This window comes from Roseibium algae, assembly GCF_037783265.1.
Lineage (GTDB): Bacteria > Pseudomonadota > Alphaproteobacteria > Rhizobiales > Stappiaceae > Roseibium > Roseibium algae.
On the sequence record NZ_JBAKIA010000010.1, the window covers coordinates 82,774 to 96,141 of the forward strand.

The following is a 13,368-nucleotide window of genomic DNA, read 5'->3' on the forward strand; positions in this document are numbered from 1 at the left end:
GGTCTCGGGAGCGATGTCAGATCTTAAGGTCAGGAATAGGCGAGAGTTTGCAGTTGTGAAGGGGGAGTTCCATCAATCCTGGCCAAAACCTTGCGGGCAAGATCCCTACCTGCGTCGCGAAAATCCTCACTGATGACGTTCAAGCCCGGCCGGAACCATTTGAGCATATCAAATGAGGACTGTTTGGAGACGATGTCGACTTTCCGGCCCAGTTCAAAGCCTGCCTGTTCAGCGCCAAAGGCCGCAGCAATGCCCGCACTTCCTGCGCCGCAGACAATGCCATCTGGTGCCATGTCTCCGCTCATGAGTTTTTTAACGGCATTGGCTATCGTCTGGATGTCATCGTCAATGGTGATCTGATTGAGTGGAATTTGCTGCAGGTCGTGCCTGGCGATCCCCTCCAGGAAGCCTTCGCTCATGTGCCTTGAATAGGTCAGGGTGCGGGGAGGGCCGAGCAACGTAAGCCGTTTACGTCCAAGCCTGACCAGAACATCGACAGCATCGCTGGCAAAGGTCTTGTTGTCATAATCATGAAAGGCGTGATCAATGCCCATTTCTGTTCGTCCGTGGGTGACAAAAGGCATGTTCTTGTCGTGCAGATACCGCACGCGTGGATCTTCGGGCTCCATGCGCGACATGATGATGCCGTCGGCAGAACCGGTTTCGACAACATATTTGACCGGATCCATCGGGTCGCTGGCGTGGGTGTAGGGCGTGACGACAAGATGATAGGGCGTGCCAGCCAGCACTTCTGATATCCCCTGAATCATCTGACTTGTCAGACCCAGGATCTCTTCTTCCGTGTTTAAGATCAAGCTGATGACGTTGGTCTTGCCGGTCCGAAGGCGAACGCCCGCCCGATTTGGCCGATAGCCAACCTGGTCCGCCACATGGCGAACTCTCTTCTTGGTTGCCTCACCAATGTCAGGTGCATCCTTCAGCGCCTTGGAGATGGTTGTGATCCCGAGACCTGTCATGAATGCAATTGTTTTGAGTGTGGGACGTGTGCGCGGTTCTGCGCTGCTCGTCTCGTTTTGAGCATCCGCCTTTCGGTCTTTTTCCTTGGTAGCCAAAGCAGTGCTGGGCTTTTGATCTGTCACGAGGTGGATCCTGATCGGGCTGGTGAATTCACTCTGTGTTTTAGGTGCCCCTCATCCTGCGGGAAAGGGAAATGTATCCGGTGCCTTTTGTTTTGGATTCAAGGCGTTTGTGTTCGGGTGCCATCTGAAGCGGGCCGACAGTTATGCTTCGATCTAGATACGTCGTATTTCGGCGATGATGGGAAGAATACTAAAACGTTACAGTTAAATGCAACAATGTCTCTTATCTCGCGTTGGTTTTTCCCATATATGACGATTGAATGCTGCAACTGCTAATGGGCATTTTGTTTCGTTTCAAAGCGCTTCTCTAATCTGAAAACAATAAGATTTTCAATGATAAATGACGATTATGTGATTAAATATATAGGGTTTTAGTGCTTTCTTGAATCAAAATAATAGCCCTCCCTTCGCACCCGCACAGCTACTTTTGGGTGTGCTCTTGTAAAATCCAAAGACCCGATTTAGTCTCGATCTATAACGTTGCAGTAAATTGCAGTTATGGGAGGAAATGACATGGGAATTTCGAAATCTGGGATGGGACGACTGGGCCTTTTGATGGCAGCAGTTGCAATGCCACTTGGTGGGGCTGCATTGGCAACTGATCTGGAAGTGACGCACTGGTGGACATCCGGGGGCGAAGCGGCTGCAGTCGCAGAGTTTGCCAAGGCCTTTGATGCGACTGGCAACAAGTGGGTTGATGGCGCGATTGCCGGATCCGGAGGAACAGCGCGTCCAATCATGATTTCCCGCATCACCGGCGGAGACCCTATGGGCGCAACTCAGTTCAACCATGGCCGTCAGGCAGAAGAGCTGGTGGAAGCCGGTTTGATGCGCGATCTCTCCGACATCGCCGCTGAAGGCAGCTGGAAAGATGTCGTCTATCCGCCAACTCTTCTCGACAGCTGCACGCTGGATGGCAAGATTTATTGTGTTCCGGTCAACATTCACTCACAGCAGTGGTTGTGGCTCAATAACGAAGCCTTTGAAAAAGTTGGCCTTCCTGTTCCAACAAACTGGGAGGAATATTCAGCCGCTGCGCCGAAGCTGCAGGCTGCAGGTATTCTTCCGCTGGCGGTCGGGCAGCAGCCTTGGCAGACAACGCTGGCGTTTCAGGTCCTGTTGGTCGCCCTCGCCGGACCGGAAGCTTACACTGCCGTTTTTGGGGGTAAGGATGCCGAGATGGCCGCTGGGCCAGAGCTTGCAAAGGCGTTCCAGGCAGCTGCCACGGCACGGGAGATGTCCAAAGGCTCAAACGTCCAGAACTGGAACGACGCCACAAATATGGTGATCACAGGCAAGGCCGCCGGACAGATCATGGGTGACTGGGCCCAGGGAGAGTTCCAGGTTGCGGGCCAGGTTGCGGGCGAGGATTACAGCTGTCTTCCCGGCCTTGGCGTCAACGAAGTCATTCAGACTGGCGGAGATGCGTTCTATTTCCCGAAAGTGGATGATCCGGAGATCTCGGCAGCTCAGGCCGAACTTGCAAAAGTCATGATGGCTCCGGCAACGCAGGTGGCCTTCAATCTCAAGAAGGGCTCGCTTCCAGTGCGCGGTGATGTTGATCTGGCTGCTGCAAATGACTGCATGAAAAAAGGCCTCGATATTTTGGCGAAAGGCAATGTCATCCAGTCCCCAGATCAATTGATGTCTGCAGATGATTTGACTCAAGTGAATGACCTCTTCGTTGAGTTCTTCAACGACACCTCGATCACAGCTGAGGACGCTCAGGCCCGTTTTGCCAAGATTGTATCAAATGCGAGCTGATGTCTGACGATTGACAAGATCCGGTCTCGCTTTCCTTCGACATGAAGGCAATCGAGGCCGGAGACGTTCAAGGATTGCGTCCGCGGTCCGGATGATCCTACGTGTCATGTCATGTGGTGAAAGCAAGCCGTTTCCATCGTTTCGGAAATGTTGCTGCGACTGAGGTTATGGAAGTATGGCGGTTGCAAAACGCCCCATGAGGTGGCACCGGAATTTAAGCGCCAAAGTGGCAGCGATCCCAATGATTGCCACGGCATTGGTGGTTTTTCTGGGAGGCACTGCGTGGACGGTCCTTTATTCCTTTACAAGCTCCAAGCTGTTGCCCAAGGAAAAATTTGTTGGCCTGGCTCAATACGAGCGCCTGTGGTCGAGCAGCAAGTGGCTAATCTCAATTGAAAACCTTGCCATCTACGGTGTGTTCTCGCTGATCTTCGCTCTTCTGATCGGCTTCTTGCTGGCCACGTTGCTGGATCAGAAAATCCGTTTTGAGGACACGTTCCGTACAATTTTCCTCTATCCTTTCGCGCTCAGCTTCATTGTGACCGGGCTTGCGTGGCAATGGATTCTCAATCCCGACTTTGGCATTCAGCACGTCGTTCGCAGTATGGGGTTCGAGAGTTTCGCTTTCGATCCGCTGTATAATTCAGACATCGTGATTTACGGGGTTTTGATCGCCGGTTTATGGCATGAAACCGGCCTGATCATGTGCTTGATGCTGGCGGGGCTGCGCGGCATTGACGAGGATATTTGGAAAGCCTCGCGCGTTGACGGCATTCCGACTTGGAAAACCTATTTCTTCATCGTCATTCCAATGATGCGAGGCATCTTTGTTACCGCCGTTGTGTTGATCGCCTCGGGTATCATCAAGGTCTATGACCTGATTGTTGCCCAAACAGGCGGAGGCCCTGGAATCGCGTCCGAAGTGCCGGCCAAATATGTTTATGACGCAATGTTCCTGTCACAGAACCTCGGTCAGGGGTTCGCGGCCTCAACCATGATGCTGCTCTCGGTGATCATTGTTGTCGTGCCTTGGGCCTACATCGAATTTGGAGGCAAGGCGCGTCGTGTCTGATATCAAATTATCCAACGGAAAACCCTTCAAAGGGGCTTTGATTGCGCCTCATATGGATGCACCAAGCGGCACAACCATTATGCAGCCAGCTGCGAGCAATCGCATCAAGGAGGGCCCGAAAGGTGTGCGGCTACGGAAGAAGATCACCGGCCGCAACATCATGCTTTATGGAACGCTCATCATGGTGGCGCTGTATTATCTGCTGCCGCTCTATGTGATGATGGTCACGTCCCTGAAGGGTATGCCGGAAATCCGGATCGGCAACATCTTTGCACCGCCAGTGGAGGTGACATTTCAGCCTTGGGTGCAGGCCTGGTCGGAAGCTTGCACGGGGCTTAATTGCGATGGCCTGTCTCGCGGTTTCTGGAATTCTGTTCGCATTCTTGTGCCGTCAGTGATCCTGTCGATCATCATCGCCTCTGTGAATGGCTACGCCTTGGCAAATTGGAAGTTCAAGGGCGGCGAGGTGTTCTTTATCATCCTGATCGTTGGCGCTTTCATTCCATATCAGGTGATGATTTATCCGATGGTGATCCTGCTCAGGGAAATGGGCCTTTATGGCAGCCTGAGTGGTCTGGTGCTGGTCCATACGGTCTTTGGCATGCCGATCCTGACACTTCTGTTTCGCAATTACTTTGCCTCCATGCCTGAAGAGCTCTTCAAGGCGGCGCGGGTCGATGGTGCTGGCTTTTGGGCAATCTACTTTCAGATCATGTTGCCGATGAGCCTGCCGATCTTTGTGGTGGCGATCATTTTGCAAGTCACAGGCATCTGGAATGACTTTTTGTTCGGGGTGATTTTCACCAAGCCGGACCTCTATCCGATGACAGTCCAGCTCAACAACATCGTCAATTCGAACCAGGGCGTGATTGAATACAACGTCAATATGGCGGCCACGATCCTGACCGGCCTGGTTCCTCTTGTGGTTTATTTCGTTTCTGGAAAACTTTTCGTGCGCGGCATCGCAGCCGGCGCGGTGAAGGGCTAAAGCATGACAAGCGTCTCCGTCCGCGACCTGACTCTGAAATTCGGCTCTCTGGAAGTGCTCCACACCCTTAATCTCGACATTGATGAGGGGGAGTTTCTGGTGCTGCTCGGGCCATCTGGCTGTGGCAAGTCCACGCTGCTCAATTGCATTGCGGGGCTGCTGGATATTTCCGAGGGTCAGATCTTCATTTCCGGCAAGAATGTCACCTGGGAAGAGCCAAAAGACCGGGGCATCGGCATGGTGTTCCAGTCCTATGCGCTCTATCCGCAAATGAGCGTGGAGAAGAACCTCTCATTTGGACTTAAGATTGCTGGATTGCCCAAGGGGGAGATTGCCAAGCGGATTGAGCGGGCCGCAGAAGTTCTACAGATCCAGTCCTTGTTAAAGCGCAAGCCCGCTCAGCTTTCTGGCGGTCAGCGCCAACGCGTTGCCATTGGCCGGGCGCTGGTGCGCGACGTGGATGTGTTCCTGTTTGACGAGCCTCTGTCCAATTTGGACGCGAAACTGCGGGCCGAGTTGCGTGTAGAGCTCAAGCGCCTGCACCAGAACCTTAAAAACACGATGATTTACGTCACTCATGACCAGATCGAGGCTCTGACTCTGGCTGATCGTATTGCCGTCATGAAGGGTGGAATAATCCAACAGCTTGATGCCCCGCTGACGATTTACAACAAGCCGGTCAATCTATTCGTCGCCGGCTTCATAGGGTCGCCGTCCATGAACTTTCTGAAAGGGTCTTTGCTAGCCCAAGCGGGGGGCAGTTCGGTGCTTCTGGGGCCGGATCAATCCGTTTCACTGGATGGATATGATGCTCAAACAGACATGTTCAATGGCCAGGATGTGATCTTCGGTGTTCGTCCTGAGCATTTGACGATTACGCGGGAGGCAACGAGCGGCCCCAATCTTCCTGCAGTCGTGGAGTTGGAAGAACCCATGGGGGCAGACAGTCTGGTCTGGCTTCGCCTCGGTAGCCATTCCATGTCTGTTCGGGCTGATAGCGCTGGCGAATATCGACCAGGCGACAAGGTGTTCGTCACTTTTGATCTGGCCCATGCATCCCTGTTCGATGCCAGCACGGAAGACCGTATCTAAAGGCTCAGCCAGAAAGCCAGGCCTTGCCCATAGGTCCGTTCTTTGCGGATCTGATCACAACCCAAAGATCCGCAAGACTTTGTGGATCTGACGCCTGACGCTCGCATGTTGTCCTCCAGCGGCACGAACGGCAGGCATTTCATTGACACCATAAAGGTCGACCAAACGGCCATGGGAGAGAAAAATGACCGATTATTCTTTTCAGCTTTACAGTGCCAGAGATTACCCCTCGCTTGAGGGTATGCTTAAGACGATTGCGGAGGCTGGCTACACACAGGTCGAAGGCTACGGTGGCGTCTATGACGATGCAGTCGCAACCAGAGCTTCTATGGATTCTGTAGGCCTTGCGATGCCATCCGGCCACTTCTCACTGCAGATGCTGGAAGATGATGAGGCCAGGGTGCTTGAGATCGCCAAGGCACTTGGTATCACCCATATCTATTGCCCTTATCTGGATGCAAGCGAACGCCCGGTTGATGCTGTGGGCTGGATTGATTTTGCCAAACGCCTTGAGGCGCTCCAGACGCGCTATGGGGCAAAGGGCTTCACTTTTGGCTGGCACAATCACGATTTCGAATTTGTGCCGCTCAGCGATGGCAGCATTCCCATGAGGCTCATACTGGACAATGCCCAGAGCATCAGCTGGGAAGCTGATATCGCCTGGATTGTTCGCGGTGGTGCGGATCCATTGGAGTGGATCAAGGATTACGGAGACCGTCTGAGTGCGGTGCACGTCAAGGATATTGCTTCCAAAGGCGAATGTGCTGACGAGGACGGCTGGGCGGATGTCGGGCAGGGCACAATGGATTGGAAACAGCTGATCGCGGTCTTGAAAAACACGCCGACGCGCCTGTTCGTGATGGAACATGACAAACCGAGCGATGCGATCCGTTTCGCCAAGCGTTCAATTGAAGCTTCAAAGAACTGGTAGGGCAGGATTATGAGCGACACACTGGGTGTTGGCATCATCGGATGCGGTAATATTTCAACGACATATTTCGAGTTTCTGCCTTTGTTCAAGGGTGTGCAGGTGCGTGCCTGTGCGGATCTGAAGCGGGGAGCTGCACAAGTGCGGGCAGACGAGTTCGGCATTCGGGCAGACACGGTGCATGACCTTCTGGAAGCAGATGATATTGACATTATTGTCAATCTGACCGTCCCTGATGCCCACTGGCCTGTCTCCCGGGAGATTCTGAGTGCTGGGAAGCATGTTTATTCTGAAAAGCCGCTGGCTCTGTCACTGGAAGATGGCCTGGCAATGCAGGCATTGGCCCGGGAAAAGAACCTGAAAGTTGGCACAGCGCCAGATACGTTCCTGGGCGGTGCTCATCAGCGAGCTCGCAAGGCGATAGATGAAGGCAAGATTGGGCAGATCACCTCGGGCACATGCCACGTCATGAGCCATGGCATGGAGCAATGGCATCCGAATCCTGACTTTTTCTTTCTGCCAGGCGGCGGGCCAATTCTGGATCTTGGACCTTACTACATCGCGAATCTGGTCAATCTGGTCGGACCGGTCAAACGTGTTGCGGCTCTGACGTCTATGGCAACGCCGACGCGCACCATTTCAAGCGAACCGCGTGCTGGTGAGGAAATCCCTGTCAAGACGCCGACAAATATTCATGCCCTGTTGGAATTCGTGTCCGGCGCAACGATCACCTTGTCAGCCAGCTGGGATGTCTGGGCACATCGTCATGACCATATGGAGCTTTATGGAACGGAGGGCTCGCTTTATGTTCCGGACCCGAATTTTTTTGGTGGAGATGTAACGCTCACGGACAGCAAGGGAAATGCAAGTGTCTTGCCAGATGATGGACATCCCTTCGGCATTCCGAACCAGGATCATGCGCATGGTAAAATGGCGAACTATCGGGCTGCCGGATTGGCTGACATGGCTCAGGCCCTGATTGCTGGTCGGGACTATCGCTGTTCACTGGATCGTGGGCTACATGCGGTCGACGTGATGACCTCGATCCTCAAGTCCGGAGAGACGGGCAGTTTCATTGATATTCAAACACCATGTGAGCGCCCGGCAGCGCTCACTAAGGCTGAAGCCGAGGCCATGCTTCGTGCGTAACCTGATCAATAAAACGGCGAAGCTCAGCTTTGCCGTTTTATGCTTTTGATCGAATTTTTGTCAGGATAGTTTTTTGATCGTGCTTTCTGCTGGACCAGTATACCGAACGCCCATGCGATCTTCCCTGCGCCAAATCACTTCGGCCGGACGCCGTGTGCTTTCATTATCAACATAGAGCAAAAATGAATTCGGGACCCCAATTGAGCTGGGTAAAACCAGTAAAGCCCCTGTGTCGCTGGCGTTTCGGATCGTGCAATTGAACACTTGGGTCAGGCCGGCAAATACAATGCGGGCTGCCTTCAGCGTTCTTCGGCGCTCATTGCACCTACGGTTTTCGGTATGTTCAGGTGACTCAGACATGCTCTTTTCCTGGGAATGCAATCAGAAGTAAGTATGGGCAATGAATGTGAACAAAACTTTGATTTGATTGGTGACTCGCAAGGGGTATATGCAGAACATCCCCTAAAGGCCTTGGGGGGATTGGCAAGGGCTTCGCGAGAAGAGGCCGCGGGCAATTGTTTTCTTCTCGGTTTGAAACAACACTTGCTCCGACTGAAATGTGGAACCCAGATGTTAAGCCGGGTTCCAAATACAGCGAATTTGCTGATTGTTTTCAGGTTTGAAAAGGTTGCGAGCTTGTCATTGGCTATCCCTTGACGTAAGCACGGTCGATCATGGCGTGAGGAAAGCGAGACAGAAAATCGGTCTCTGCCTAACTTGTGCCATTAAACCGTTGAAAAGAAGCCTATACAGGCGTTTGCCTCAACTGAGGCAAGGCGATATTGTTTCGCACACGTCAGGCTTCTGGTTCGCGCCATTGTGAACCGGGAGATAGGCTCCACATATTTGAATGCAGGAACAAGACAAGCATGTCCGATATTTTTCGTGAGGTCGATGAAGACATCCGTCAGGAGAAGTACCGTCGGCTTTGGGATCGCCTAGGCCCCTGGGTGATCGTAGTTGCTGTCTTGGTCGTGGTGGTCACAGGTGGTTACCGTGGCTGGGTGTACTGGCAGGAAAATCAGTCCCAACAGGCTGGTGACGCATTCTTTGAAGCTGTCCGGCTGTCGGAGAGCGGTGATTCTGCCGAAGCTGAAAAGATATTTGCGGACCTGGCAACCTCTACTGGTGGCTATCCTGCTCTGGCTCGCATGCGCGGTGCGACTGAACTGGCGCGCACGGATCGTTCGGACGAAGCGCTTGCCGAATTTGATGCAGTCTCCGCTGATACGTCTGTGAACAAGGGGCTTCGCGAGATTTCAAGTCTCCGTGCTGCTTATATCGCAGTCGATACGGAAGATTATGATGCGATCTCTGATCGTGTCGAAGGCCTGACCGGTGCAGATGGTCCTTTCCGCTCCGGGGCCCGTGAGATTCTGGCTGTTGCAGCCTGGAAAGCTGGCGATATCAAGACTGCCCGCTCTTGGATCAAGGCTCTGACGGATGACCCTGCAACACCGACAGATGTGACACGCCGCGTTGGTATTCTGACCCAGGTGATTGACGGGACCAACGGTCCGGCTGAGGGTTCTGAAGGAGCCGACAAGTGATTGACAAGTCATTCAGCTGGCGTCCGGCCTGTGGTGCGCTGGTTCTTTCCCTGATGCTCGCCGGTTGCAGTAGCGTTTCGGAATTTTCAGACAGCATCAATCCTTTCTCCAAGGACAAAACACTTTCTGGTGAACGGCGTCCCGTATTTGACGGTGTTGATCCTGGCGTTGTTGCTCAAGGTGGCACTGCGTCTATTGGCAAAGCGTCTGGAGGGCAGGACTGGAGTACAGCTGGTGGTGGACTGACCAATGATCCGGGCAATGTTGCGATCAGCGTATCTGGTTCCCGCGCTTGGCGCGCCCAGATTGGATCGTCCGGCGGTAGCTTAACATCTGACGCGCTGCGCGGCTCTGCACGCCCGGTCAGCGCGGCGGGGCGTATTTTTGTTTACAAGCCCAATGGCGACGTTGTTGCGCTCAGCACGGGCGGCGCCAAGCTTTGGACCCGGTCTTTGCGCCCCGAAGACGAAAAGGGCATAGCGCCTGGTGGCGGAGTTACCGTTTCGGGCAATATCGTCTATGCGGCGACTGGCTATCGGAAACTTGCAGCACTTGATGCAGCCTCCGGTCAGGTTCTGTGGACTACCGATCTTGAAACGCCAGCGCGCGGCGCTCCTGTTGCAGGCAACGGCCTTGTCTTTGTCGTGTCCCAGTCCAATGAAGTCTTTGCTGTTAAACAGGAAGATGGTACCGAGGCCTGGAGTTACGCTGGTATAGAAGAAAACGCTGGCGTGTTGTCATCGGCCAATCCGGCGATTTCCGGTAATCGCGTTGTGGTGCCTTTCTCTTCCGGAGAAATCATGGCGCTGGATATCAAGACGGGCGAGCCGGTCTGGATTGACGGTGTTGCCCGCGGTTTCCGCACGTTGGCAGTGTCTGGTCTTTCTGATGTGTCGGCCAGCCCGATCATTTCAGGTAATACGGTCTTCGCAACAGGTGTTGCAGGGCGAACCATTGCTGCTTCCCTGAAAACCGGCGAACGGGTTTGGCAACAGGATTTGGGAAGTGTGCACACACCGGTTGTGTCTGGAAGCGCGCTTTTCATGGTGGATTTGGATGATCGCATGGTCGCCATGGACCGCAAGACGGGCGAGGCTATTTGGACAACCACCTTGCCACGGCCGGAAAAAAAGAAAAAACGACGCAATTGGGCAGGTCCGGTGCTTGCGAATGGTGCACTGGTCGCTGTATCCAGCGATGGACGCATGGCGATGCTTGATGCTGCTTCAGGCAAGATCATGGCCACCTACGACGTAAAGACAAAGGTCTATGTGACCCCGATCATTGCCGGTGGGCGGATGATCGTATTGGACGGCGATGACGCCGTCGCTGCATATAACTGACCCGGACGCCGGGTCAGCGCGGCTTATCAGGAGTAATGAGTGTGGGCGCCAAAGTCGCCATTATCGGACGGCCGAATGTCGGTAAGTCCACGTTGTTCAATCGGCTTGTGGGCAAACGCCTGGCGCTGGTCGACGACACCCCAGGTGTGACCCGTGACCGTCGCCCTGGCGAAGCGCGTCTTGGTGACCTGAAGTTCACCATTGTTGACACAGCCGGTCTGGAAGACGCTGACAGTGCCAGTTTGGCGGGCCGTATGCGCCGTCAGACCGAAGAAGCGATTCTCGAGGCCGATGCCGTGCTCTTCGTGATTGATGCGCGGGCGGGCGTGACCCCGCTTGATGCCCATTTTGCAGAAGTTGCGCGCAAGACCACCAGGCCGGTCATTCTCCTGGCCAACAAGGCCGAAGGCAAGGCGGGCCACAGCGGGCTCTATGAATCCTTCGCGCTTGGCCTTGGTGATCCGATTGCCTTCTCTGCGGAGCATGGCGAGGGCTTGTCTGATCTTTATGATGCGCTGAAGCCTTTGGTCGACCGTATTGACGCAGAAGAAGCTGAAGCTGCTGAAGATATCGAAATCGAGGAAGCCGTCACCAACGTCGATGTCGATGAAGATGGCGAGCCAATTGAGCAAGAGATCCCTGTTGGTACCACAGAGAGGCCTTTGCGGGTTGCCATCGTTGGACGACCAAATGCAGGCAAATCGACGCTGATCAACTCCATGCTGGGCGAAGAGCGCATGTTGACGGGGCCGGAAGCCGGGATTACCCGCGATTCCATCTCGGTCGAATGGATCTGGCAAGACCGGCATATCAAACTGTTTGATACAGCAGGTATTCGCCGTAAGGCACGTGTTCAGGAAAAGCTGGAAAAGCTCTCGGTTGCAGATGCCCTTCGTGCGATTAAATTCGCCGAAGTCGTTGTGATCACGCTGGATGCGACCAATTCCTTTGAGAAGCAGGATCTGCAGATTATCGAACTGGTTGCCCGTGAAGGTCGTGCGCTGGTGGTTGCGGTCAACAAGTGGGATCTGATCGAGGATCGTGACGCAGCCTGGAAGCGCATCAAGGATGCCAATGATCGCTATTTCAACCAGATCCGTGGTGTCCAGATTGTCACCATGTCCGGCATTCAGGGGCAGGGGATTGATCGCCTGTTCGAAGGCGTGTTCAAGGCCTATGAGGCTTGGAACTCCCGCGTTTCGACATCGAAGTTGAACAGATGGCTGGAAAAGGTCACTGCGAACCATCCGACACCTGCTGTTGCCGGCCGTCGTGTGCGTTTGCGCTATGTCACGCAGGCCAAGACACGGCCTCCGCATTTCATTGCGTTCTCCTCCCGTCCGGAACAGCTGCCAGAAAGCTACACCCGCTATTTGGTCAACAAGCTGCGTGAAACCTTCAATATTCACGGCACGCCGATCCGGCTCTCTTACCGAAAGGGTGACAATCCTTATGCGGTGAAAAAGAAGCGCAAGATCCAATAGTCAACTTTCCGTCGCAAAAGCCTCTTACAGCAAGGCGGTTCCGTTCCGCGGAACCGATTCTGTTTTCCTTCAAGGAGATATTTTATGTCGATCGAACGGCTTGATTTTGCCGCAACGCTGGCCCGTAAGGCCGGTGACCTCGGGATGGATTATTTCCGCCGTCTCGAAACGCTGACTGTTACGAAAAAAGGCCATCAGGACCTTGTGTCCGAGGCGGACCGCGATGTGGAGACCCTCGTTCGCAAGGCGCTTGCTGCAGCTTATCCTGAAGATGGGATTGTTGGCGAAGAGCATGGTGATGTTGAGGGAACGTCCGGTTACACATGGGTGATTGATCCGATTGACGGAACGGCCAACTTTCTGACCAGCATTCCCCAGTGGTGTGTGATCATTGCGTGCGTACACAATGGCGAGACCATCGTCGGCGTGATTCATGACCCGAATGTCAATGAGACGTTCCGCGCTGCAAAGGGCCATGGGGCCTTCGTCAATGACCGCCCGATCAAAGTGACCGACAGTGACAGCCTGTCCAATGGATCTTTGGGCATTGGCTTCAATGGCCGCACAACGGCCAGCGATGCGATCAACTGCATTGGGGCGCTCGTGTCAAAGGGCGGAGTGTTTTTCCGCAATGCGTCCGGTGGACTGATGCTGGCCTATGCGGCCTCCGGTCGTCTGATCGGCTACTGCGAATCCCACATGAACGCCTGGGATTGCCTGGCTGGCATGTTGATCACCACGGAAGCGGGCGGTGAAGTCGCGCCCTATGATGCGCATGACACCCTGATCAACGGCGCGCGCGTTGTTGTTGGTGGTCCGGGCGTCTTCAAGGAAATTTGCGACATCGCCGATGCGTCCTTCGCGCCGTTGGAGATGAAACAGTCTGCTTAAACGGCAA

At 54.1% G+C, this 13,368-nt stretch carries 12 protein-coding genes; 10 read left to right on the top strand and 2 right to left on the bottom strand.

Annotation, left to right across the window (positions count from 1 at the left end):
• Positions 1-29 precede the first annotated feature (29 nt).
• On the bottom strand, positions 30-1,100 hold the full coding sequence (locus tag V6575_RS14540; RefSeq protein WP_422785579.1) for a LacI family DNA-binding transcriptional regulator: 1,071 nt from the start codon (positions 1,098-1,100) through the stop codon (positions 30-32).
• A gap of 534 nt (positions 1,101-1,634) precedes the next feature.
• Here V6575_RS14540 and V6575_RS14545 point away from each other — a divergent pair.
• The 6 genes from V6575_RS14545 to V6575_RS14570 all read left to right on the top strand — a co-directional run bounded on the left by V6575_RS14545 (position 1,635) and on the right by V6575_RS14570 (position 8,093).
• Complete coding sequence (locus V6575_RS14545) at positions 1,635-2,864, top strand: ABC transporter substrate-binding protein (protein WP_340275466.1); 1,230 nt, start codon at positions 1,635-1,637, stop codon at positions 2,862-2,864.
• A gap of 175 nt (positions 2,865-3,039) precedes the next feature.
• Positions 3,040-3,936, top strand: coding sequence for a carbohydrate ABC transporter permease (locus tag V6575_RS14550; RefSeq protein WP_340275317.1), 897 nt, complete (start codon positions 3,040-3,042; stop codon positions 3,934-3,936).
• 52 nt (positions 3,937-3,988) lie between these two features.
• Positions 3,989-4,924, top strand: a complete 936-nt coding sequence (locus V6575_RS14555) for a carbohydrate ABC transporter permease (RefSeq protein ID WP_422785582.1) — start codon at positions 3,989-3,991, stop codon at positions 4,922-4,924.
• A 3-nt stretch (positions 4,925-4,927) separates the two neighbouring features.
• Complete coding sequence (locus tag V6575_RS14560) at positions 4,928-6,016, top strand: ABC transporter ATP-binding protein (protein ID WP_340275318.1); 1,089 nt, start codon at positions 4,928-4,930, stop codon at positions 6,014-6,016.
• 184 nt (positions 6,017-6,200) lie between these two features.
• A complete protein-coding gene (locus tag V6575_RS14565) occupies positions 6,201-6,947 on the top strand; it encodes a sugar phosphate isomerase/epimerase family protein (protein ID WP_340275319.1) in 747 nt (248 codons plus the stop codon).
• 9 nt (positions 6,948-6,956) lie between these two features.
• Complete coding sequence (locus tag V6575_RS14570; RefSeq protein WP_340275320.1) at positions 6,957-8,093, top strand: Gfo/Idh/MocA family protein; 1,137 nt, start codon at positions 6,957-6,959, stop codon at positions 8,091-8,093.
• A gap of 60 nt (positions 8,094-8,153) precedes the next feature.
• Here the strand turns inward: V6575_RS14570 and V6575_RS14575 are convergent, their stop codons facing one another.
• Positions 8,154-8,453, bottom strand: coding sequence for a PilZ domain-containing protein (locus V6575_RS14575; RefSeq protein ID WP_340275322.1), 300 nt, complete (start codon positions 8,451-8,453; stop codon positions 8,154-8,156).
• A gap of 509 nt (positions 8,454-8,962) precedes the next feature.
• Between V6575_RS14575 and V6575_RS14580 the strand changes: the two genes are divergently transcribed.
• The 4 genes from V6575_RS14580 (at position 8,963) to V6575_RS14595 (ending at position 13,361) form a co-directional block, all read left to right on the top strand.
• Positions 8,963-9,643: a tetratricopeptide repeat protein gene (locus V6575_RS14580; protein WP_340275324.1), complete on the top strand. Its 681-nt coding sequence runs from the start codon at positions 8,963-8,965 to the stop codon at positions 9,641-9,643.
• Entirely contained in the window at positions 9,640-10,986 is a 1,347-nt protein-coding gene (locus V6575_RS14585) for an outer membrane protein assembly factor BamB family protein (RefSeq protein ID WP_340275326.1), read from the top strand. The genes V6575_RS14580 and V6575_RS14585 overlap by 4 nt, the downstream gene beginning before the upstream one ends.
• A gap of 41 nt (positions 10,987-11,027) precedes the next feature.
• Entirely contained in the window at positions 11,028-12,470 is a 1,443-nt protein-coding gene (gene der / locus V6575_RS14590) for a ribosome biogenesis GTPase Der (RefSeq protein WP_340275327.1), read from the top strand.
• 84 nt (positions 12,471-12,554) lie between these two features.
• Positions 12,555-13,361: an inositol monophosphatase family protein gene (locus V6575_RS14595; RefSeq protein WP_340275330.1), complete on the top strand. Its 807-nt coding sequence runs from the start codon at positions 12,555-12,557 to the stop codon at positions 13,359-13,361.
• Positions 13,362-13,368: the final 7 nt, after the last annotated feature.